Annotated in this window: 20 protein-coding genes and 2 pseudogenes; 14 read left to right on the plus strand and 8 right to left on the minus strand. The window is 62.0% G+C overall.

Features of this window, described 5'->3' with window-relative positions; all coding sequences use genetic code 11:
• Positions 1-15: 15 nt before the first annotated feature.
• Both DC522_RS20120 and DC522_RS36100 read right to left on the minus strand, forming a co-directional pair.
• Positions 16-423 (minus strand): TetR/AcrR family transcriptional regulator C-terminal domain-containing protein, encoded by a 408-nt coding sequence (locus DC522_RS20120; RefSeq protein ID WP_245444363.1) that lies wholly within the window; start codon positions 421-423, stop codon positions 16-18.
• Between the two features lie 45 nt (positions 424-468).
• Positions 469-642, minus strand: a pseudogene (locus DC522_RS36100) (TetR/AcrR family transcriptional regulator); the annotation flags it as partial.
• Positions 643-972: 330 nt separating this feature from the next.
• On the opposite strand from DC522_RS36100, the gene DC522_RS20125 reads away from it, so the two are divergent.
• The 3 genes from DC522_RS20125 (at position 973) to DC522_RS36945 (ending at position 4,477) form a co-directional block, all read left to right on the plus strand.
• Complete coding sequence (locus DC522_RS20125; protein WP_116530428.1) at positions 973-2,007, plus strand: HlyD family secretion protein; 1,035 nt, start codon at positions 973-975, stop codon at positions 2,005-2,007.
• The gene (locus DC522_RS20130; RefSeq protein WP_116530429.1) at positions 2,004-3,668 is read left to right on the plus strand and encodes an MFS transporter; all 1,665 of its coding nucleotides are present in this window, start codon (positions 2,004-2,006) and stop codon (positions 3,666-3,668) included. The genes DC522_RS20125 and DC522_RS20130 overlap by 4 nt, the downstream gene beginning before the upstream one ends.
• A gap of 155 nt (positions 3,669-3,823) precedes the next feature.
• Positions 3,824-4,477, plus strand: coding sequence for a TetR/AcrR family transcriptional regulator (locus tag DC522_RS36945; protein ID WP_116530430.1), 654 nt, complete (start codon positions 3,824-3,826; stop codon positions 4,475-4,477).
• A 528-nt stretch (positions 4,478-5,005) separates the two neighbouring features.
• Here DC522_RS36945 and DC522_RS20140 read toward each other — a convergent pair.
• A complete protein-coding gene (locus DC522_RS20140) occupies positions 5,006-5,647 on the minus strand; it encodes a DUF2585 domain-containing protein (protein ID WP_371680057.1) in 642 nt (213 codons plus the stop codon).
• Positions 5,648-5,690: 43 nt separating this feature from the next.
• On the minus strand, positions 5,691-6,824 hold the full coding sequence (locus tag DC522_RS20145; protein ID WP_245444357.1) for an alpha/beta hydrolase: 1,134 nt from the start codon (positions 6,822-6,824) through the stop codon (positions 5,691-5,693).
• 297 nt (positions 6,825-7,121) lie between these two features.
• On the opposite strand from DC522_RS20145, the gene DC522_RS20150 reads away from it, so the two are divergent.
• Together DC522_RS20150 and DC522_RS20155 are read left to right on the plus strand one after the other, a co-directional pair.
• Positions 7,122-7,379 carry a hypothetical protein gene (locus tag DC522_RS20150; protein ID WP_116530431.1) on the plus strand — a complete coding sequence of 86 codons (258 nt, stop codon included), beginning with the start codon at positions 7,122-7,124 and terminating at the stop codon, positions 7,377-7,379.
• A 196-nt stretch (positions 7,380-7,575) separates the two neighbouring features.
• Positions 7,576-8,472 (plus strand): annotated as a pseudogene (locus DC522_RS20155) (LysR family transcriptional regulator).
• Between the two features lie 544 nt (positions 8,473-9,016).
• On the opposite strand, the gene DC522_RS20160 reads toward DC522_RS20155, so the two are convergent.
• Positions 9,017-9,847 carry an SDR family oxidoreductase gene (locus DC522_RS20160; RefSeq protein ID WP_116530432.1) on the minus strand — a complete coding sequence of 277 codons (831 nt, stop codon included), beginning with the start codon at positions 9,845-9,847 and terminating at the stop codon, positions 9,017-9,019.
• Positions 9,848-9,898: 51 nt separating this feature from the next.
• Positions 9,899-11,089, minus strand: coding sequence for an acetyl-CoA C-acyltransferase (locus tag DC522_RS20165; RefSeq protein ID WP_116530433.1), 1,191 nt, complete (start codon positions 11,087-11,089; stop codon positions 9,899-9,901).
• A 77-nt stretch (positions 11,090-11,166) separates the two neighbouring features.
• Here DC522_RS20165 and DC522_RS20170 point away from each other — a divergent pair, with 77 nt between their 5' ends.
• Both DC522_RS20170 and DC522_RS20175 read left to right on the plus strand, forming a co-directional pair.
• Positions 11,167-11,763: a TetR/AcrR family transcriptional regulator gene (locus DC522_RS20170; RefSeq protein ID WP_116530434.1), complete on the plus strand. Its 597-nt coding sequence runs from the start codon at positions 11,167-11,169 to the stop codon at positions 11,761-11,763.
• A 66-nt stretch (positions 11,764-11,829) separates the two neighbouring features.
• Entirely contained in the window at positions 11,830-12,303 is a 474-nt protein-coding gene (locus DC522_RS20175) for a MaoC family dehydratase (RefSeq protein WP_116530435.1), read from the plus strand.
• Between the two features lie 139 nt (positions 12,304-12,442).
• Here DC522_RS20175 and DC522_RS20180 read toward each other — a convergent pair whose 3' ends face one another.
• Positions 12,443-13,120 (minus strand): TetR/AcrR family transcriptional regulator, encoded by a 678-nt coding sequence (locus tag DC522_RS20180; RefSeq protein WP_116530436.1) that lies wholly within the window; start codon positions 13,118-13,120, stop codon positions 12,443-12,445.
• Between the two features lie 120 nt (positions 13,121-13,240).
• Between DC522_RS20180 and DC522_RS20185 the strand changes: the two genes are divergently transcribed.
• The 7 genes from DC522_RS20185 (at position 13,241) to DC522_RS20210 (ending at position 19,715) form a co-directional block, all read left to right on the plus strand.
• Positions 13,241-14,458: an HlyD family secretion protein gene (locus DC522_RS20185; RefSeq protein WP_116530437.1), complete on the plus strand. Its 1,218-nt coding sequence runs from the start codon at positions 13,241-13,243 to the stop codon at positions 14,456-14,458.
• Positions 14,459-14,488: 30 nt separating this feature from the next.
• The gene (locus DC522_RS20190) at positions 14,489-16,105 is read left to right on the plus strand and encodes a DHA2 family efflux MFS transporter permease subunit (protein WP_371680062.1); all 1,617 of its coding nucleotides are present in this window, start codon (positions 14,489-14,491) and stop codon (positions 16,103-16,105) included.
• Between the two features lie 56 nt (positions 16,106-16,161).
• Positions 16,162-16,599, plus strand: coding sequence for a hypothetical protein (locus DC522_RS37320; RefSeq protein ID WP_371680064.1), 438 nt, complete (start codon positions 16,162-16,164; stop codon positions 16,597-16,599).
• Positions 16,600-16,617: 18 nt separating this feature from the next.
• On the plus strand, positions 16,618-17,790 hold the full coding sequence (locus tag DC522_RS20200; protein WP_116530438.1) for a patatin-like phospholipase family protein: 1,173 nt from the start codon (positions 16,618-16,620) through the stop codon (positions 17,788-17,790).
• Positions 17,791-17,928: 138 nt separating this feature from the next.
• A complete protein-coding gene (locus tag DC522_RS20205) occupies positions 17,929-18,714 on the plus strand; it encodes an acetoacetate decarboxylase (protein ID WP_116530439.1) in 786 nt (261 codons plus the stop codon).
• Positions 18,711-18,833, plus strand: coding sequence for a hypothetical protein (locus DC522_RS36950; protein WP_256369880.1), 123 nt, complete (start codon positions 18,711-18,713; stop codon positions 18,831-18,833). The genes DC522_RS20205 and DC522_RS36950 overlap by 4 nt, the downstream gene beginning before the upstream one ends.
• Before the next feature lie 96 nt (positions 18,834-18,929).
• A complete protein-coding gene (locus DC522_RS20210; RefSeq protein WP_116530440.1) occupies positions 18,930-19,715 on the plus strand; it encodes a 3-hydroxybutyrate dehydrogenase in 786 nt (261 codons plus the stop codon).
• Positions 19,716-19,953: 238 nt separating this feature from the next.
• On the opposite strand, the gene DC522_RS20215 is transcribed toward DC522_RS20210, so the two are convergent.
• The gene (locus DC522_RS20215) at positions 19,954-21,261 is read right to left on the minus strand and encodes a family 1 glycosylhydrolase (protein ID WP_116530441.1); all 1,308 of its coding nucleotides are present in this window, start codon (positions 21,259-21,261) and stop codon (positions 19,954-19,956) included.
• Positions 21,262-21,372: the final 111 nt, after the last annotated feature.

Genomic DNA, 21,372 nt, shown 5'->3' on the forward strand with positions numbered 1-21,372 from the left:
GGGCAGAAAGACATTCTACTTGTCTTGGCCAAGTCCAACCCCGTTCAAAAAGATCTCTACGGCGGAAGCTACCGCCTTCCGCACTTCTTTGTCTGACGGTGGCGGGCGGAGTCCAAGAATGACCTGCAGATGCAGGTTGTCGCGGATCATGCCAACAAAATGCCCGGCTGCGCGCTGGCAATCATCCGTCCGGATTTCCCCTCGTTCCTTCGCGAGTTCAAGCACGTCAGCGAGCTGGGCCGCGGCTCGGCCCGGTCCTTGTTCATAGAACGACTTCACAAGATCAGGGAAGCGATTGGCCTCGGTGACGGCAATTCGATAGACGCCGATCACGGTGGGGGACATGTAAATGTCCATGAGGTGCTGACCGAATGCTGTCAGCGTTTCCCGTAAGCCGCGCCCCTCGATCTCCTCGATCGCCAAGCTCGACAACGCCATGTCCGCGCTACTTGTGACGATAGCCGAGAACAGGCCCTCCTTGCTGCCAAACTCACTGTAGATGTTGCGCTTCGATCCACCGGCGCGCTCGATGATCGCATCGATGCTTGTCGCTGCGTAGCCTTGCTCAAAAAAGACCTCGGCAGCCGCTTGTAAAAGGGCTTCCCGGCGGCTGCTTGGCCGCCCTGACTTTACTGCAAGCAAAATCTTTGAACCCCATCTTTCGACGTCTGCTCTTCGTGGTAACGTGCGTTACCGCGCTTGTCAACAGTGGCGCTGTCTTCTGGCTATCCTAGACTTCGGCTTAGTTCTCATAGACCTATCGAGTAGACGCCCACACCGCAGGATCAATAGCGTGATCTCTGTTGCGCGGAGCATGCTTCGGCAGCAATGCACTGAAAGAGACCATCAGGGAGATCGCGCCTGGCAGCCGCAGTAAATACGACTGCGGCTGCACCGTGAGGCAACATCTTCTTGACTGGTAACTGTCATTACCATATGAGTGGTTGGTAACACCTATTACCGGAGGGCGCCATGGCGCAGCTCAGCAAGAAAAAGCGGATCGGCCTGCTGTTGTGCCTCGGCGCCGTGGTGGTCCCCGCTGCAGGATGGGCCTGGGCTCGCTCGAACGACGAGACGTCGACCGACAATGCGTACATCCGCGGAGACGTGACCTCCCTCGCCCCGAGGATTGCGGGCTACGTTACGGCAGTCGAAATAGAGGACAACCAGACGGTCCGGGCGGGTGACGTTTTGTTCCAGATCGACGATCGGGACTATCGTGCACGGCTTGCGCAAGCGGTGGCCAATATTGAAGCGGCTCAAGCTCGCCTGACCAATGTCGATGCGGAGACCGAGCTTCAGCATGCTCTCATCCAGCAGGCGGAAGCCCAGAAGCAATCGGCTGTGGCCGAGTTGAACCGCGCGACCAAAGCCTCGGACCGCCACCGCCAGCTGATCCGCAGCAACGCCATCAGCCAGGCTCAGATCGATGAAAGCGACGCGGCGCGAGCGCGGGCGGAGGCAGGAGTCACAGCGGCGGCAGCAACGGTAGAAGCTCAGCAGCGCCGCATTGCTGTCCTAGCCACGCAGCGCGAAGCGGCCGTAGCGGCCGTCGCGCAGGCCCAGGCTGCACGCGATCTCACCCAGATTGATCTCGACAACACCGTTGTCCGTGCGCCAGTCGGCGGCGTAATCGGCAACCGCCAGGTTCGCGTCGGCCGGCTTGTCGCGCCGGGCGCTGCCTTGCTCGATATCGTTCCGGTCACCGATGTATGGGTCGTGGCGAACTTCAAGGAAACCCAACTCGAACATATCCGGCCAGGTCAGCGCGCCCGGATCACGGTCGATGGCTATCCGAACGAGGCGCTTGAAGGTGTCGTGGACAGCTTTGCGCCCGGAAGTGGGTCTGCCTTCAGCTTGCTTCCCGCGGACAATGCGACAGGCAATTTCGTTCGTGTCGTCCAGCGCGTCCCGGTCAAGATCCGGTTCGCCAATAATCCGTTGCCCGGCCGCCTCGTGCCTGGCCTGTCCGCGCGCGTCGAGATCACCGAAGGAAGCGGCTCATGACCATGGCAGTCGTCTCCCTGCCGAGCCGCGACAAGCCTGCGACAGGTGTCCTTCTTGTTACAGGCATCGTGCTTGCCGCGCTGACGGAGGCGATCGCCAGCACCGTCCTGTCGCTCGGGCGGGGCGATATCATCGGCGACACCTATGCCACGCCGGATGAATTCGCCTGGCTGGATGTTGGATACACCGCTTTCAAGCTGATCGGGTTCATCGCTGCTCCTTGGCTGATGACCCGGATCAACCCGCGCAGCCTGATCATTGGGGCGACCCTCGTCATGGGCACAGCCTGCGGTTTGGCCGCCCTCACGGCTCGGTTGGACCTGCTCGTCGCGCTTCGCATCTTCCAGGGCTTGTCTGGCGGCATCCTCCTTGTTGGGGGGCAGGCAATTATTTTTCTCGCCTATCCGCGGTCCCATCAACCGATCCTGCAGGCTCTGTTTGCGGTAGGGTCGGTCGTTGCGCCCGCGACGATCGCCCCTGCCCTTCAGGGCTGGTTGCTCGATGCCCACTCCTGGACATGGATCTTCTTCAGTGTCGTTCCGGTAGCTCTGGCGGCCGCCGGGCTGCTGCTGATTGCCGACGGTGCAATTCCTAGTAAGATCACGCGTCGTCCGTTCGATTGGATGGGCTTCTCGCTGATCTCCATCACACTCTTCTGCTTCACCTACGTGCTCAGTCAGGGCAGCCGATGGGACTGGTTCGAGGAACCACGCATCCTGTGGCTGACCGTGGCTGGCACAGCCACACTGCTGGCCTTTCTTGGCCACCAAATCATGACCAAGGGCCAAGGCCTGCTCGATTTTACCGTGTTCCGGTCGGATGATTTCACCTTTGCCTTCATCGTCAGCTTTGTTGCCGGCGCCGCATTGTTCGGAAGCGCGTTCCTGATCCCCTCCTTTGCCGTATCCGTCCTCGCGTTCACGCCGACCGATGCCGGCCTGCTCTTACTGCCAAGTGGCGCATTGTTCATAAGCGCGCTCCTGATTGCCGCCGTCCTCATCCAGGTGCGTCGTGTTCCTCCGTTCGCCACGGTGCCATTCGGCATTCTGCTGATCATGGTGGCGATGTGGATGCTGTCCGGCTCGACCAGCGAAAGCGGCGCGGACGACATGATGGCGGCCATCCTGCTGCGCGGCTTTGGCCTCGGCTTCCTGTTTTTGTCGATCACCCTGATTGCCTTCAGCAATCTCACCGGCAGCAACCTCGCGTCCGGCATTGGCCTCTTCAATACGGGTCGCCAGCTTGGCGGTCTGATGGGCGTCGCCGGGCTCCAGACCCTGATCGAGCATAACGTCACCGCCAATATTGCGGTGCTTGGCTCCCACGTCGCGGCAGGCGTTCCTGTGATCAGCGAGCGGTTAACGACCACGACAGCCATGCTGGTAGCAAAAGGCATGGACGCCGTCGCGGCTAGCCGCGCCGCCATGAGTCTGCTGGGCCGGGTCGTTGTAGGTCAGTCCACCGTGATTGCCTTCGACACGGCGTTCACTGCCGTCGCCCTGCTTTTTGTCATCGCCGCGCCCGTGCTGGTGACCATCAAGATCGGCCTGCACAGATACGCGAAATCGCACGCTGCGAATTCAATGGGGACAGTTGAGTTACATTCCCGGCCACCGGTCAAACAACAGGCGGAGAAGATACCTCTTCAGGCGTTCGGCTGAGACTACGGAAGCCGACTCAACAACGGTCGACCCACTGGAGGCCCAGATCGCGAACCTGTGCCCCCTCCACGCAGGCTCCATCAGCATCCCGCCGGGCCCTGGCCGCCGCAGCCAGGGCCCACTCGTAACCACGTCACAGGTGTCTAGGATGGATCATGCTCGATAACATTCCTTCTGTGAGTAAGGGACCAATCTCTGATCTTCGGAGCATCCGCAAGAAGCGCCAGATCCTCGACGGCGCGCGACAGATCTTTCTCCTGAACGGCTATGCGGAAACCAGCATGGAAGAGATCGCCGTCCAGGCGGGAGTCTCGAAGGGCACGCTTTACAACCACTTCGACAACAAGGACGACCTGTTCAAGTCGCTGATCGATGCGGAAGCATCGCGCATTGCACGAAAACTGCCTTCCCCTAATCTGGAGGATCCCAACTCAGCCTCTGCTCTGATGCCGATCGGGATTGCCATTCTTCAGGTCATGGAAGCCCCGACTACGGTGTCGACACTGCGCCTGGTCATCGGCTCGCTGGGCCGTTTCCCCAGGCTAGGCGAGGAGTTCCTGACGCGAAGCCTTGGTAAGACGGTCGAATGGATTGCGGAGTACCTCGGTACTCATGGAGCTGCTAGTGGCATCCAGATCCAGGACAGCTATGCCGCAGCGGAGCAGTTCACGAGGTGGTGTCTGGCACATGCGGTGGAGCGTGTTCTCTTGCCCGACCAGCCCCGGGATACAGGCGCGGATTGCTCCGCATGGGTAGAGCAGGCGCTTTGCGCATCAGGCATCTCAACCGGTGCGCATAATCATGCGTGATATCCCGTCAGCTTCAACTCATCATCGCCCTAGCGATCTCCTGCGGCACCCTTCACATCGCCATCTAGCCAGACACTGGGACATTGGACTATCCGTTTGCACTCGAGCGAATGGCTGGCGGGGTACATTGGCCGCTGGATGTCTGGTCGCTGCATTGATTGTTGGTTTCGCAGTCCAAGCTGACGAGCTCGACCCTCTGATCGTTTCTGAGGAGGCGAGAGTTCTGAACGATCAATGGCAGGTGTGCGCCGCGACCTTCATAAAAGGAAGACTTCAGGCGAACCAGCCGGCGGAGAAGCTTGCAGAGCAAGCACTTGATCGATGCCGTGCAAGACAGGACAGTCTGAACCGCTTCTTGATCAAGAGAATTGGGGGGGACGAGCGCCAGCAATGTGGTCGTGCTCCTGCGCGAGAAGTATCAGTCCGGGTTGATTGCAGCCATCGCCGAGCTGAGAACACGCGATTAGTCCTGCTCGGCTGGCCGCTTGACGGCGTCAAGACGTGTGGGTCGGTTTGATAGCGGTCCGGTCAGCTCGCCGCTTGCCACTGGTTGATGACCTCAACGGGATAGATCAACATGATGATGTTGAGGATGAGGTTGTCCCGGATCCAGTATCCGACGATCAGCTCCATGAGCAGAGCGATCATCACCGTCAGCCAAACCGGCCAGATGCGGGCAAGCCAGAAGCCGGCGATCATCGCGGCGATGTCCATGATCGAGTTGATAACACTGTCACCATAATAGTTGAGAGCGATATTCGTCGCCCGGTAGCGTTCGATGACCGTGTTCGTGTTCTCAGCAATCTCCCACGCGCACTCGACGCCGAGAGCCACCAGGAGCGCCACGCCCAGCGGCAGCGACCGCCCTCGCACCAAGCCGGCGAGCCACGTGGCACCATAAAACAGGAAGCCATGGATGATGTGGGATGGAGTGTACCAGTCCGTCAGGTGCTGGGAATTGCCCGAGTCGTTGGCCGTCCCATGCCACAGCTCGATCGTTCCGCAGGTGCAAATCGGCGTCCGGCCCATGGCGAGCAGGACGCCAGCCGTGAGCGCAAGCAGGCACAGGGCAACACCAGTATAAAGCATGGTCCGTGCACCAGCAGGCTTGTCCACCCCAGTCGCGGCGGCTGCAGTGCAGGCGTTCTCGGTTCCTTGCAATAACGTCATCTTGCCCTGGCCCAGCTTTCAGAGTTCTGATCGGATTGGCCGCTCACCGGTCGATGGGCTCCAGCGTCGAAGTCGCGGCTTTGAACACGAAGACACCGGGTCCAGCATAGTGCTTCTCCAGCGGGTCTTCGATCTGCGTCTGAAACTTTGAGTAGAGCGCCACCATCGCGGTGAAGCGCGCATGCCGGAAGCTGTCGGCCGTCGTCAGCTCCGAGATGTCGACAACGCGGGCCCCGTATCGCCTGGCCGCGGCCTGAACCCACGGATCGTGGACATCGTCGGCGCCAACACGCCGGCCACCGGTGATGATACGGGACAGGGTCAAAGCGGTGTCATCGCTCGACACCAGTAGCGTGAGCGGGCGAGGAAGCCGACCGATGATCTCGAGCTGGCGGACCATGTCGACGACGTCGATATCCGGAGCAGCCAACACGACATTCGAAAACCGTTCGAACAGCGCTCGACGACGCTCGCGGCTCATTTTTGCCAGCGTCTCCATCGTAAGCCATCCTCCCATGCTGTGTGCAAGCAACACGACCCGCGCGCGTGGCCGCTCAGCCAGAATTTCGATGGTCCTCGCAAGGCCGTCCGTCGATGCTGATGCCGCCGCTCTGTCCGCGCTATAGCTAAGCGTCCTTGCCTTGGACGGCCAGGCGAAGAGCACCGCGACCCGGTTATCGTGGGCATCCGCGGCGATCTGGGCGAGGCGATAAACTGTTTCCTGAAAGCTGTTATTGTATCCGTGAACGAAAAGCCGAATGGACCGTCCGTTGCCCTCCTCGCCGGTGATGCCGGATCGGAACTCGGCCTCCGAAAGGCGCGCCGATTCGATCATGACGAAATCAGTGGCGGGATTAGGTGGATCACCTGGCCACTCGATCGCATCGGTTTTGTGCGTTGGTGGGATTGAGATCACGTACCGGGCGAAGCGAAGTGTCTGCGATTGACCGCTGTTGAATGCAGTTGCCGATCCAGGCTCTGGCGTTCGCAGTGTCGCGACAAAGATGGTGACGTTCCTGTCGCCACGCTTCGCTCCAGATGACTCCAGGATCTTGGGTCCAGGCCGTGAAACGCACGCAACGAGCGCAACGACGAGCGTGATGGCCAGGCCCCATCGAGCCAAGGAGGCTGGCCAGACCCCGATGTCATGGTTCGTCTTGGTTCGGTCAAGAACCACCTGCCAGCCCTCCCATGGCACTGGATCAAGTACCTCGGAGCAACTGGCGCTCATGCGCTTCGTCGTTCCGAGCACTATCTTTCAATATCGGAAAGCAGTCGGCTATCGACCGAAGGGAGATACACTCCTATGCCAAAGCACAGGGCGCCCTAAACGTCTTGATAGCACGCCTTAGCACAGCCTAACGGATGCCTGCGTAGGATAGGCGAGAACGCCGGACTCTTCCATTCTCCTCACACCAACCACCTCTGCCGGGAACAGACAGGCGAACTGGGATTAGACGAAAAGGAGATGGATATGAAAAATGAAGCACCAAACAAGGAATTGGAGTGGACCAATCTGGTTCTCGGCATCGGCCTGGCCTGCGCCGCCTTGATGTTCACCGGCGCACCTGCCGCGGCATGGAATGCTGGGATCATCGGCTCGCGGATTGGGCTGTGCTCCGCGATTGCGCTCTACTGCTATGGGGATTGGGTCCAATGGTCCAATCTCACTCTGAGCTCCTGGGCGGTCGTCGCTCCGTTCCTGCTCGGCTTCGGATCGTATTGGCTTTGACAGCAGAGATATGCTCGTGCGTCCCGTTCAAAGTCCTAGGCATGCATGCCTCCGTAGCCGGTGACGCCCAGTCTTCGCCGTTGATCGGGTGAGTGACGGCGGGGCGCTCCTGAGGCTCACGCGGAGAACATAGACCGTTCCAGTTTGGGGATCAGACGGTAAACTTGGGAGGCATCCTCTCATTGGGTGAAAGGATATGGACCGCCTCGAAGCCATGACCGTTCTGCTTGCCGCTGTAGACCCAGGAAGCCTGTCTGCCGCCGGCCGTTAGCTCCGCCTTCCCTTGGCGACGGTCGGCCGACGGGTTTCGGAGATGGAGGAGCACCTGAACATCCGCTTGCTGCTACGTGGTCACCGTAAACTGACACTGACCGACGCTGGGCGCAGCTACGTCGCCTCATGCCGACGGATCATGGAAGACATTGCGGAGGCCGAACGCACTGCCGCCGGAGAGTATCCGACCCATCGAGGGGAACTGCCCATCAGTGTGCCGCAAGTCATGGCACGCATCCATGTCATGCTCGTCGTTGCGGAATTTCTGCGGACCTATCCGGACGTTCGCAGGCGCGTGCAGCTGAACGATCGAAACGTGAATCTGCTCGATGAGGATGTCGAGCGCGCGCTGCGCATCGGCAAACTGCCCGACAGCAGTATTATTGCTGTGCGTGTTGCGTCGATCCGCTAAGTGCTGTGCGCCAGCCCGGGCTATTTGACAATACGGGATGTGCTAAAGACGCCAGCCGATCTCCCGGCGCACGACTGTGTGGCATACGAAGATTTAGTGCTTGGGAGCAATTGGGATTTCCATTCGTAAGGAGCCCCGCAGATGATACCGATCCTGTCCAGCCTCGTCGTGAACTCAGTTGAGGCGGCAGTTAGCGCCGCAACGGCTGGGGCCGGCATTGCCCGGGTGTTGTCGTACAAGATCGACGATTTGGTGAACTCGGGCGCGCTCGTGACATTGCTGGAGGCGTATGAACCCTCGCCTATACCGGTCAGCTTCATCTATCCCAGTCAATGCCAAGTACCGCTGAAATTTCGCGCCTTCCTGAACTTTTCGATCCCGCGTCTGAGGGAGCGGCTTGGCGCATAGCCAGCACGGATAATCGTCGAGAAGACGTGTTTCGTAAGTCGAGATCAAGTCAGCCCTTACACTGGGATCTCCCTGCTCAGGGGATACTTTCAGGTCGGCCAGAGTGTGAACCTGTGGCAGGTCCTGGGCATGAACACGTCATGCAACTCTAGCCGCGGCTCCCGCTTTCCAGCCGAGATCATCAATCAGGCGGTCTGGTTGTGTACTGTGTCAGCCTCAGCTCTTCCGACGCATCCCCGAATGCGGGATGATGCGCATCGAGCGGCTAAGCGGAAATGGCTGAATGTCTGCACCAGATCAAACCGAGCCTTTACGCGAGCCCGTGTGAAGGTCCGCTCCACTCTGCTCTTGCAGAAGTTCGGCTCAGGTCAGCCCCGTGCCGGAAACAGCCATTTGTTGATCCTAACGTCACGGCCCATCCCATCATTTTGTTCTCAGTGGTGGACAAGGGCCGATCGTCTGCCGATGGGGAGCAACAACTCTGCGGTCTCCAGCACCGCGACGAGGAGCCGGCCGAGATGACACCGGCCGGCAACCATCACGCTCACGAGGCCTTTGGCAGAGGAACCAAGCCCGAACTCCGGCTGCCGTAGCGCTCCGCCGGCAGACGGTGGGACAGGTTGGGACCGAGTGCCGCGCGGGCGGTCTTGAACGCGAGCCAGTCGGCGATGTCAGGCAGCGCAGGAATCGTGACGCGCTCTCCCTGATCGAGGCCTGCGAGCGCGGCATCGACCATATCGCCCGTCTCCATCACGACCTCCTGCGGCAGGGTGTTGATGTCGATCCCACCCTTCGCCCACAGCTCCGTGCGCGTGGCTCCGGGCAGTACCGCCTGCACACGCACACCGTAGGACGAGAGCTCGCTGTCGAGCCCTTCACTGAAGGCAAGCACATAGGCCTTGCTGGCGCTGTAGCCGACGCTGATGGCAGGCTGATCGCCGCGAATGCCGGCTACCGAGGCGATGTTGATGATGTCACCTTTGCGTCGCTGTGCGAGCCCCGGCGCAACGGCCCGTGCCAGACGCGTTGACACCGCCACATTGAGCTGAATCATCGCATCAAGACGCTCGGGATCCATGCTGATCGTCGGTCCGGAGACCGCGATACCGGCATTATTGACCAGCATGGTGATGTCATCCGCTTGGAGCCGTGCCTCCACCTTGCGGGTGTCGTCCGCATTAGCGAGATCGGCCGGCAACACCTCGATCATCACGCCAGTCTCGTCGCGCAGACGAGACGCAAGCGCATTCAGCTTCGCTTCGTCGCGGGCAACGAGAACGAGATCATATCCGCGTCGGGCGAGCCGGTCCGCATAGACCCCCCCGATGCCGGCCGAAGCGCCCGTGATCAGCGCTGTTCCTTGTCCTTGGCTCATGGTTCATCCCTTTCATGAGAAAGTACACGTTCGGGCGTGTAACCGGACCTTTCAGGTCGGACGCTCGACTGCGATGGCCGTTGCCTCGCCGCCACCGATGCACAGGGACGCAATTCCGCGGGACAATCCTCGGCGCTCCAGGGCATGCAGCAGGGTCACGATGAGGCGGGCGCCGGTGGCGCCGATGGGATGGCCGAGCGCACACGCGCCGCCATTCACGTTGAGGATGTCGCGTGGGATGCCGAGGTCCCGTTGCGCCGCCATAGCGACAACTGCGAAGGCCTCGTTGATCTCGAACAGGTCGACATCCCCCACGCTCCAGCCCACTTTGTCGAGAAGCTTGCGGATCGCCGGGATCGGCGCCGTGGTGAACCAGGCCGGATCCTGGGAATGGGTCGCGTGGCCCCGGATCTCCGCCAGGACCGGAAGACCCTCGCGTTCGGCGATGGAGCGGCGCGTGAGCACGAGCGCGGCCGCTCCATCGGCGTTGGCGGAGGAACTCGCCGCTGTGATGGTGCCGTCGGGCCGGAAGGCCGGCTTGAGGGACGGGATCTTCTCGGGCGAGACCTTGAGTGGGTTCTCATCCGTGTCGATCACCGTGTCACCCGTCTTCCCGGCGATGACCACGGGCGCGATTTCAGCTGCGAAAGCCCCCTCCTCGATGGCCTGACGGGCTCGGGTGAGCGTCTCGATCGCATAGGTGTCCTGGTCGGCCCGGCTGAACTGATAGGCCCCGGCCGTCGCCTCGCCAAAATCCCCCATCGGCCGGCCGCCCTCATAGGCGTCCTCCAGGCCGTCCATCATCATGTGGTCGATGAGACGGTCGTGGCCGACCCGGTAGCCGCTGCGCGCCTTGGCCAAGATATACGGCGCATTAGACATGGACTCCATGCCGCCGGAGACGACGATCCCAGCCGAGCCGGCCAAGATCAGATCATGGGCGAGCATGCTCGCCTTCATGCCGGAACCGCAGACCTTATTGATGGTCGTCGCGCCTGTCGCATCCGGCAGGCCTGCCCCACGGGCGGCTTGACGGGCCGGGGCCTGTCCTTGGCCGGCGGGCAGCACGCAGCCCATGAGAACCTCGTCGACCTTCTCGGGCGCGAGCCCGGCGCGGTCGAGCACGGCGCGAATGACATGGCTGCCGAGGTTCGGAGCGCTTAGTCCCGAGAGACTGCCCTGGAACCGTCCGAGCGGGCTGCGAGCGGCGGAAACGATTACGACCGGATCATGCGACGACATCTGCGCCTCCTTTATATGATGCTTGACATATAATATGATGGTCATAATGTAAAGCCCATAGCGAACGGAGTGCTGCATTGCGTTACGAGAAGGGTCACAAGGAGCAGACGCGCAAACGCGTCCTTGACATTGCGGGGGCGCAGTTCCGCGCCAAGGGAATCGAAGGGACCGGCGTCGCCGGCCTCATGGCTGATGCCGGGCTCACCCATGGCGGCTTCTACGCCCATTTCAAATCGAAGGACGACCTTGTCCGCGAAGCCCTCACAACCGCCCATGCGAGCAGCCGCGAGGCATGGGCCGCGGAGGCAAAGGCCGCACGCGAGCGTGGCGAAGACGGGCTTGAGGCCATCGTGCGTCGGTACCTGCGCACGGTGCACCGCGACCGGCCGGAGGCAGGCTGCTCCATCGCCGCGCTCGCGCCCGAAGTCGCCCGCAACGATCCGAAAACCCGCAACATCATGGCCGATGCCGTAAGGGAAATCGTCGCGATCATCGCGGCCGAACTGCCCTCGTCCTTCCGCGAGGAGAAGGCGACGGAAACCGCCTATGCGATCTTCGGACTGATGATCGGCACGTTGCAGCTTGCCCGCGTGACGACGGATCCTGCTCTCTCCGAGACGATCCTGCGCTCCGGCCAGGAGGCTGCTCTGCGCCTCGCCCGCAAGGGGGTCTGACGAAGCCGGGCACGAACCCCGCCAACCGGTGAGGCTGCTTGGAAGCGATGAATGGAGGGTGCTGGAATGGACATCCCAAAACGAGATCATCTGTTTCTTGACGACGTGCACGTCGGCCAGACCTTCACGAGCGCATCGCACAGACTGGATGCCGAACAGATCAAACGGTTCGCGGAGGAGTTCGACCCGCAACCGTTTCACGTTGATGAGGATGCCGCTGCCAGGTCGCTCTTTGCCGGCCTCGCCGCCAGCGGCTGGCATACGGCCGCTCTCACGATGCGATTGCTCGTGAACGGTGGCGCGCCCATCGCTGGCGGCCTTGTCGGCGCGGGGGGCGAGATCGCGTGGCCGAAGCCGGCCCGTCCCGGCGACGAACTCCATGTCGTCAGTGAGGTCATGGAGATCATCCCGTCCCGCTCCAAGCCGGACCGGGGCATCGTGGTTTTGCGGAGCGAGACCCGGAACCAGCGCGGCGAAGTCGTTCAGGTGATGACGTCGAAGCTTGTGGTTCCGCGGAGCCCGTCCACCGCCGCGCCCTGAGTGTCACCTGACCGACGGGCGATCGGTCAACGATCATGGCCCCCAGGAGACGCCGGAGCCTCCGGAGCGCGTCACATCGATGGGTCTACCCGCCCCTTCTGTCCCTTGTAGGGATCCCAGACTGTGCATGTTGATTGCCTCAGGCCGGCGGGCTTGCGGCTGTGACGCGATCGGGGCGGCAGCCGTTCAGGAACAGGTTCGCGCACATCCTGGCCCTTGCCGCGATCTCCTCGGCATCGAGCACGCCGCGTTGGCCCAGCATCACGGCTCGCTGCGGCTCCATGACCATCATGCCGCGCAGCATGTCCGCCGCGACACGAGGATCCTCGAGCGCAATCAGTCCCCGGTCGCATTGCCGCCGCAGCCAGCCCTCAATGGCCTCCCGGGTACGTCGCAGGGCACCCTCGTAATAGGCCGACCCGAGTTCGGGAAAGCGGTCGCGCTCACTCAGGACGAGCCGGGTGATGGCGATGACCTCCTCGTCAAGCGCCAGGTTGCCGTAAGCGCACAGAATGCGCTCGAGCGCCGCCTCAAGCTCGAGGGTTCCGACGACCGTCTCGTCGATAGCCAGCATGAAACGGCCGATCCGGTCGGAGCACATGCTTTTGAACAGATCCGCCTTGGTTGGGATGAGGCGATACATCGTCTTGGTGGAGACGCCGGCCCGCTGGCCCACGGCGGACATGGTCGTCGAGGCGTAGCCGTTCGCCCGAAATTCCAGTGACGCGGCCTCGAGGATCAGGCGCCGGGTCTCCTCATCGGAGCGGATTGGCGGACGCCCACGGGAGCGCTGGACCGTATGTTCATTTTGTCGCATGAGCATTTTCCAAAATCAGGTTGACGGGTTCGGTTCCCGCGCTCATTTTGGAAAATAATAGTTTTCCATAAAAAAGCCAAGTGCGTTTGGGGGCTCGCGGGAACGGAAAGGACCCGAACAATGAGCCAACATCCGACAGTCTTCACCATCGAGAAGGCGATCCCGGCAGCTGAGGCGACGCCCGGGTTCGTGGCACCACGCGAACTCCGCGTTCCAGCCCCCGAGGCCACGCCCCAGCCGATCGGAGAGGCCTCCAGCGCATCCAGAAAGCGCCCCATCCGCAAGCTGTTGCTCATCGGGGCGAGCCTCATCGCCGTCGCCGGTGCCTCGGACTTCGGCTGGCGGTACTGGACCGTCGGGCGCTTCGAGGTCTCGACCGACGATGCCTACGTCAAGGCCGACAACACCACGATCGCCCCGAAGGTCCCCGGCTACATCGCCGCTGTGCTGGTGGGCGACAACGAGCGCGTCAAGGCCGGAGAGATCCTGGCCCGGATCGACGATCGCGACTTTGCCGTGGCGTTAGTGCAGGCTAAGGCCGATGTCGCCGCAGCGGCGGCGACGGTCGCCAACAAGGAGGCCGCGCTGGCCGCTCAGCAGTCGCTGATTGACGCGGCACGTGCAACGATCGCCGTCGATCGAGCCAACGAAGCCTTCGCCGAGCAGGAGGACCGGCGCTATGCCGCCCTTGCGGCCAAGGGCTTCGGCAGTGTCCAGAATGCCCAGCAGGCCTCATCCCGCATCGCGGCCGCCCGTGCGGCGGTCGCGCGCGACGAAGCGGCCCTCGCGAATGCGACCCGGCAGACCGACATCCTGAAGGCCGAACTGGCTCAGGCCCAGGCGGCGCTGGCTCGGGACGGAGCGGCGCTCAATCAGGCCGAGCTGAACCTGTCATACACCACCATCACTGCGCCGGTCGATGGGGTCGTCGGAAACCGGACGCTGCGCGTCGGCCAATACGTGCAGGCGGGAACGCAACTGATGGCCGTCGTGCCCGTCGATACGACCTACATTGTCGCCAATTACAAGGAGACGCAGCTCACCAACGTCAGACCCGGGCAGCCGGTCGAGATCGATGTCGACACCTTCCCGGGCGCCACCTTCAGTGGCCGCGTCGACAGCATCGCGCCGGCCAGCGGGCAGGAGTTCGCCCTGCTGCCGCCCGACAATGCCACTGGCAACTTCACGAAGGTGGTGCAGCGCATTCCGGTGAAGATCGTTCTCGACACCAGCAGACCGGCTGCCGGCCAACTCAGGCCCGGCATGTCGGTCTACCCAACCATCGATACCAAGGCCGAAGCCACGCGCATCGCCTCCGGTCCCGAACGGAACGGCTGAGACCTGAATGACTCACGCAGGAGACATGTCATGTCCACCATGACACCGACCATGAGACTGGACCCGCCCCGCCCTGTACCCGCGACCGTTGCCTCGTCCCACAAGGCGAGCCTCACCTCCTGGATCGCCGTTCTGGCGGGCATGATCGGCGCGTTCATGGCGATCCTCAACATCCAGATCACCAATGCTTCGCTCCTCAACATCGAGGGCGGCATCGGCACTGGCGTCGACAACGGAGCTTGGATCTCAACCTCCTATCTCATCGGCGAGATCGTGGTGATTCCGCTCACCGACTACCTGAGCCGCGTGTTCTCCTTCCGGCGCTACATCATAACGAACACCGTCCTGTTCGCGCTGTTCTCGATGGCCTGTGCCTTTACGCATGACCTCGGTTCCATGATCGTCATGCGCGGCCTGCAGGGGTTTTCCGGCGGCGTCCTCATCCCGATGGCCTTCACCATGGTGCTGACCAAGCTGCCCAAGCCACAGCAGCCGATCGGCCTCGCCCTGTTCGCGATCTCGGTCACCTTCGCGCCCGCGATCGGTCCGGCCATCGGCGGCTATCTGACCGAGAACTATGGTTGGCAGACCATCTTCTTCGTGAACACGCCGCCCAGCATCGTCATGATCATCGCGCTCGCCTTCACGATCGAGAAGACGCCGATGCAGCTGCCGTTGCTGAAGGAAGGCGACTGGGCCGGCATCGCGACCATGGCCATCGGACTCTCGGCGCTGCAGACCGTGCTCGAAGAGGGCAACAAGGACGACTGGTTCGAATCGCCCTTCATCTTCTATCTCGGCATCGTGGCGGCCGTGTTTCTCGCCGCCTTCGTGGTCATCGAGCTGACGGTGGAAAAGCCGCTCGTCAATCTGCGTCTTCTGAAGCGGCGCAACTTCGGCATCGGCGTGCTCGTCAATGTTCTGGTCGGCTTTGCGCTGTTTGGCAGTGTCTACATCCTGCCGCAATACCTTGGTCAGGTGCAGCGGTACAACGCTGAGCAGATCGGCAATGTGCTGGCGTGGACCGGCCTGCCGCAGCTGCTGCTCATCCCGCTCGTGCCGCTGCTGATGAAGCGCTATGACGTGCGTTACATCGGTTTCGTCGGCATCAGCATCTTCGCCGCGAGCTGCTTCATGAACATCACGCTGTCGCTGGACAGCGCAGGCGACCAGTTCTTCCTGCCCAATGTCGTGCGCGCCATCGGCCAGGCGTTAGTGTTGACTCCCCTCAGCAGCATCACGACAGCCGGGATCGCTCCAAGCGAGGCAGGCGAGGCATCCGGCCTGTCCAACATGCTGCGCAATCTCGGCGGGGCCGTGGGCACCGCGACGCTCGCGACGGTTCTGACCAAGCGCGAACAGTTCCATTCCAACATCATCGGCCAGTCGGTCACGCTCTACCGCGAGGAGGTGCGCCAGCGGATCGATGATTTGACCCAGTACTTCATGGCGCATGGCGTGGTCGACCCCGCAGCAGCGCATCATCAGGCGATTGCGGCGATCGGCGCAACCGTCCGCCGACAGGCGCTCGTGATGGGCTTCAGCGACACTTTTGCCGTGATCGGCACGCTGCTCGCAATCGCGGCTGCCGTGCTTCTCTTCGCCCGCAAGGTGGGCGTCGGGAGCGGCGCGGGCGGCGCACATTGAGACGCCACTGATCAAGAGAAAGCCAATCCAGGCCTCAGAACTGTACGGAGACCAAAATGCTACCGAAACCTAGCCTGTCGTTTCCAAATGCCGTCCGGTCGATGCCCGGTTGTGGCGAGACCCCACCAAACGCAGGACCTGAGACCCCGCTGGTCGCTGCAGTGGTAGAGAGTTCGGCACGCGTCTCCCCTGCGTACAACCTGTTTCGGTCCAGGCTCGAATCCGACCTTTTCTGCGCCATCCCGGAGGATCGTCCGGTTCCAATCTTCATCGAAGCGCCGAACTGGACGTATGCCGGCAGGGCCGACGCTCTTGCTCAGGGGGTGTTCGACCTGGAGGCGGCGAGGACAGCCGTGCGGTTCAACGGGTTCTACCTGTTTGTCGCTCTCAATCGACGCGGCGCTGAAATTCGCCAATCCGTCCGACCACTCGCATCGTTCACCGATTGCGGACCGCACGAGGCCGCTCGATGGGAGCCACCCATAAGCCAATGAGATGAAGGAACATATGTCATGAACATTCAACTCCAGCCAGATCTGACTGTCGCGAAGCGAGACCTTCCGTTCGAATGTGTCGCGCTGGTATTGCAAGGTGGCGGGGCGCTCGGGGCCTACCAGGCCGGAGTCTACGAGGCTCTCGCGGAGGCCGGCATTCATCCCGACTGGGTCGCCGGCGTCTCAATCGGCGCCATCAACGCGGCCATTATCGCGGGAAACGAGCCCACCGAGCGTGTCGCCAAGCTGCGTGCCTTCTGGCAGGAAATCACCGCCAACCCGCTGCTCGACTGGGCTGCCGCTGTCAACGCCTTCACACCGAAAGGCGACCTGCCGCGTGCGCTCTTCAATCAGCTGAGTGCGACCTACGCGGTCATAGCGGGCGCCGCAGGTTTTTTCGCACTTCGGCAACCCGCTCCCTGGCTGCACCCGAACGGCGCTCTTGAGTCCACGAGCTTTTACGAAACCAAGCTCCTGAAGAGTACGCTCGAGCGGCTTGTCGACTTCGACCGGATCAATGCCGGTGGGATGCGCTTCAGCGTCGGTGCCGTGAATGTGCGCACCGGCAATTTCGTCTATTTCGACAACACCACGCACACGATACGTCCCGAGCACGTGATGGCGAGCGGCTCGCTGCCGCCCGGGTTCCCGGCCGTCGAAATCGAAGGCGAATACTACTGGGACGGTGGCCTCATCTCGAACACGCCGCTGGAATGGGTGGTCGAGCAGGGCCCCCGTCAGGACACGCTCGCGTTCCAGGTCGATCTGTGGAGCGCTCGCGGCGAGTCTCCCCGCAATCTGGCCGAGGTCGTGATGCGGCAGAAGGAAATCCAATATTCGAGTCGCACACGCGCCAACACCGATCAGTTCAAGCGGTACCAGCGCGCCCGAAACACACTCGCGAGCCTTCTCTCGAAGCTGCCTCCCGACCTCCTCGCCAGCGAGGAAGCGAGAACGCTGAACTCGATCGCCGACCATAAGGTCTACAATCTCGTCCAGCTGATCTACCGCTCGAAGCATTACGAGGGCCACTCGAAAGATTACGAGTTTTCCCGGTTGTCCATGGAGGAGCACTGGCGCGCCGGTTATCACGACGCGGTGCGCACGTTGCGCCACCCCGAGGCACTCCAGCGGCCCCGCAATCAGGAAGGGGTCTCCACGTTCGATCTTGCCGTGGACGGTCGGGAATAGCGCAAGGAGACTGCCGCGGGTCAAGAACATCCTGCGCCCAACCTCTCAAGCGCGACCAAGCTCCGTACCAACGTATTCGATCTGCGAGCCAGCTTGCAGCCCCAGTGACCCGCTCAATCCAACGTAGGAGATCCAGCCATGCATGAAGACAGTGTCCGGACCAGAGCATTCGCGATGCCCCTGACCAGCCCGGCCTATCCGATCGGACCCTATCGCTTTCGCAACCGGGAGTATCTGATCATCACCTATCGGACCGACCTGAAGAAGCTCCGGGAGCTCGTCCCGGAACCGCTCGAGGTCGACGAGCCGCTGGTGAAGTTCGAGTTCATCCGCATGCCGGACTCGACCGGCTTCGGCGACTACACTGAAAGCGGACAGGTCATCCCCGTCTCGTTCCGCGGCCGCAAGGGTGGCTACAGCCACTGCATGTTTCTCAACGACCACCCGCCCATTGCTGGCGGGCGTGAGCTGTGGGGCTTTCCCAAGAAGCTCGCGAACCCCACCCTGCGCACGGAAGTCGATACCCTGGTCGGCACGCTCGACTACGGTCCGGTCCGCATCGCGACCGCCACGATGGGCTACAAGCACCGAGCGACCGATCTCGCAAGCGTGAAGGCTGCGCTCCAGGAGCCGAATTTTCTGCTCAAGATCATCCCGCATGTCGATGGTACGCCGCGCATCTGCGAGCTCGTCGAGTACTACCTGGAGGACATCGACCTGAAAGGGGCCTGGGTTGGTCCCGCATCCCTGGACCTCTGGTCCCATGCCTTGGCGCCGGTCGCGGAGCTGCCGGTCCTGGAAGTTGTCTCGGCAACTCACATCGTGGCCGACCTGACGCTCGGGCTTGGCAAGGTCGCGCATGACTATCTGGCACCATCCGAGCCGTCTTACCGGAAAGAGAGACGCCATGAACTTGCAGAATGAGGTCTCACCCGGTGGCGACCTTCGTCCAGGAGAGTATCGCTGAACTGGCTTACTTGATCGGGCTCTATGGCTCGGTCTCGGTCACCTTTAATGGCTTGGCCGTGCCGGAGGATGGTTGAGACGCACTGACAAACTCAGGATCACTTTGACAGAGATCGGCGCTCAAGACGAGCGCTTCGAATTGAACGATTGGACCCAGCAACACGGAGGCTTCGATGACGCTTCGCTCCAAATCCGCCGTTGTGACCGGCTCGACCAGCGGGATCGGGCTTGGCATTGCGCGTGCCCTAGCTAGAGAAGGCACCAACGTGCTGATCAACGGCTTCGGCGAGCCACAGGACATCGAGAAGGAACGCGCCGGCCTCGAGGCCGAATTCGGTGTGAAGGCGCTCTACTCGCCCGCCGACATGACGAAGCCGGATCAGATCGCCGACATGATCCGAGGGGCCGAGGAAGCCTTCGGAGGTGTCGATATCCTCGTCAACAATGCCGGCATCCAGTTCGTCTCGCCGGTGGAGGAGTTCCCGATCGAGAAATGGGACCAGATCATCGCTATCAATCTCTCGTCCGCTTTCCACACCACCCGGGCGGCCGTACCCGGCATGAAGGCCCGCAAGTGGGGCCGCATCATCAACACGGCATCGGCGCATTCGCTGGTTGCCTCGCCCTTCAAGGCGGCCTATGTGGCGGCCAAGCACGGCATCGCCGGCCTCACCAAGACGGTGGCGCTCGAGCTCGCAACGCACGGTGTCACCGTCAACTGCATCAGCCCGGGCTACGTGTGGACCCCGTTGGTGGAGAAGCAGATCCCCGACACCATGAGCGCGAGGGGGCTAACCCGCGAACAGGTGATCAACGATGTGCTGTTGGAGGCTCAGCCCACGAAGCAGTTCGTGACAGTGGAGCAAGTGGGAGCGCTGGCGGCCTTCCTGTGCTCGGAGGCGGCAAGCCAGATCACCGGCACAAACCTTTCCATCGACGGAGGCTGGACGGCGGAGTGACGGTTCGCATCAGAAAGCCGAATGGGGTGCCCTGCGGTCTCGTCAGATCGAGAGCCTGAAGCCTGCTTGACGCCTCCCAAAGGACACTTGGCCACAGGGCAATTGCGGGGCCAGCCCCAGGCCACGAATGCCCTCGTGTTGGCCGTTGGTCAAGTCCTCAACGGGCTTGACACAGCCTTGCGGGTCTCGGCGAACCCGAGCCGCGCCAGTACTGCCTGTATTGTTGCTGACATTGATGTTAGCTGGGCATGAGAGGCTCGCTCGGCGTTCTCTCGCAGATCCACTTCATGGACTTCCGCGCACGTTCAGCGAACGGCTCGTCGAAGTCACGTGGCTCCGTAATCGGCAGCTGCAGACAGACGCACTGGGCAGGCAGAACCTGGCACCAGTCGTGGATCAGCTGTCGGTAGCTCCGCCCGACCGCCCGGATGTTGCGATCCAAGTCATACAGGCCGAGCGGGTTGACGGTGCCATTCTCCTCCCGCAGGGCGGTGTCCCAGTCGACCTGGTCCGTGAGCGAGTACCACGTGAAGCCGATAACCGGCACGCCGGAGTTGCGCACGCGCAGGACGTTGGACCACTCCTTCCAGAGCCACTTGACCGCCTCGTCGCCGCTCGGGCCCTCCTTGGTGTTGGTCTCCGTGTGCATGACCGGCAGCCTGTAGCGGTCGTGGTACTGTCGGGTGATCTCGGCATAGCCGAAGACCTCGTCGGAGGCGCTGGTGTGCCCGTTGGCCGAGACGAGGTGCTCGTTGGTCACGTAGTAGTCGTTGCCCATGACGCAGTGGCGCTTGAGGTTGGCCCGCATGAAGAACTCGTATTCCGCCCGGCTCATGCCGTTGTCCATGAGATAGTCGAACATGTCCGAGTCCACCCGCCGGCTATAGTTGAGGTCGAGCGGGATAAAGCGGCGGGCGTTGTAGAACTCGGCGAACGGGATCGCATTCGGACAGTCGGGGTGGAAGTGCTCCGAGGACTCGCTCTGGATGAAGATGGCGTCGGCGCGGACGTCGAGGATCGTCCCCATGGCCAGCACATTGGCCTTGACGATGTGTTTGAGGGCCGTGACGAAGGCCTGATCGCTCGACAGCTGCTCGTTCCACCAGCCATAGGCCGCTGAGAACGTGGCGCAGATGAACATTTCGTTGACGGGTGTGTAGAACTGGACCCAGGGAAAGCGCTCGGCAAAAGCCTGCGCATACCCGGCAAAGAGCTCTGGAAAGTCAGGGTTCTGGAAGTTGCCGATCCAGTCGGGCACCCCGAAGTGGCAGAGGTCAACGATCGGCACGACATTGCGCCGATAGAGGTCACCGAAGGTCTCGTCGCAGAAATCCCAGTCGTAGCGCCCCTGCCCGAGCCATGTTGTGTGGATAGGCGGGCCGTACCGCAGGACCCTGATGCCGAGCTCGTTCAGGAGTTCGAAATCCGTCCGCCAGTTCTTATAGTGGCCACACTTCTCCATCTCATCGACGCGGGTCCGGCCACCATTGATGGTCGGATAGCTGTTCTCGATTCCTGTGGCGAACAGAAACGTCCAAGCAGTCATGGTGGACCTCCCTTATGATGGGAAGCGGCACGGATCGGGGTGTTATAGTGGAGGACCGCCTCCCGTCCACTCCGCTCCCTATTCGAAGGCGGCGGACTGACCATCCTTGGC

This window comes from Microvirga sp. KLBC 81, from assembly GCF_003075415.1.
GTDB lineage: Bacteria > Pseudomonadota > Alphaproteobacteria > Rhizobiales > Beijerinckiaceae > Microvirga.

Coding starts and splice junctions, on each gene's coding strand:
- DC522_RS20160 (WP_116530432.1), bottom strand. CDS start 9,847: ATGAGCCAAGGACAAGGAACAGCGCTGATCACGGGCGCTTCGGCCGGC.
- DC522_RS20205 (WP_116530439.1), top strand. CDS start 17,929: ATGCATGAAGACAGTGTCCGGACCAGAGCATTCGCGATGCCCCTGACC.
- DC522_RS20165 (WP_116530433.1), bottom strand. CDS start 11,089: ATGTCGTCGCATGATCCGGTCGTAATCGTTTCCGCCGCTCGCAGCCCG.
- DC522_RS36945 (WP_116530430.1), top strand. CDS start 3,824: ATGCTCGATAACATTCCTTCTGTGAGTAAGGGACCAATCTCTGATCTT.
- DC522_RS20140 (WP_371680057.1), bottom strand. CDS start 5,647: ATGACGTTATTGCAAGGAACCGAGAACGCCTGCACTGCAGCCGCCGCG.
- DC522_RS20180 (WP_116530436.1), bottom strand. CDS start 13,120: ATGCGACAAAATGAACATACGGTCCAGCGCTCCCGTGGGCGTCCGCCA.
- DC522_RS20150 (WP_116530431.1), top strand. CDS start 7,122: ATGAAAAATGAAGCACCAAACAAGGAATTGGAGTGGACCAATCTGGTT.
- DC522_RS20210 (WP_116530440.1), top strand. CDS start 18,930: ATGACGCTTCGCTCCAAATCCGCCGTTGTGACCGGCTCGACCAGCGGG.
- DC522_RS20190 (WP_371680062.1), top strand. CDS start 14,489: ATGTCCACCATGACACCGACCATGAGACTGGACCCGCCCCGCCCTGTA.
- DC522_RS20130 (WP_116530429.1), top strand. CDS start 2,004: ATGACCATGGCAGTCGTCTCCCTGCCGAGCCGCGACAAGCCTGCGACA.
- DC522_RS20185 (WP_116530437.1), top strand. CDS start 13,241: ATGAGCCAACATCCGACAGTCTTCACCATCGAGAAGGCGATCCCGGCA.
- DC522_RS36950 (WP_256369880.1), top strand. CDS start 18,711: ATGAGGTCTCACCCGGTGGCGACCTTCGTCCAGGAGAGTATCGCTGAA.
- DC522_RS20200 (WP_116530438.1), top strand. CDS start 16,618: ATGAACATTCAACTCCAGCCAGATCTGACTGTCGCGAAGCGAGACCTT.
- DC522_RS20215 (WP_116530441.1), bottom strand. CDS start 21,261: ATGACTGCTTGGACGTTTCTGTTCGCCACAGGAATCGAGAACAGCTAT.
- DC522_RS20175 (WP_116530435.1), top strand. CDS start 11,830: ATGGACATCCCAAAACGAGATCATCTGTTTCTTGACGACGTGCACGTC.
- DC522_RS37320 (WP_371680064.1), top strand. CDS start 16,162: ATGCTACCGAAACCTAGCCTGTCGTTTCCAAATGCCGTCCGGTCGATG.
- DC522_RS20125 (WP_116530428.1), top strand. CDS start 973: ATGGCGCAGCTCAGCAAGAAAAAGCGGATCGGCCTGCTGTTGTGCCTC.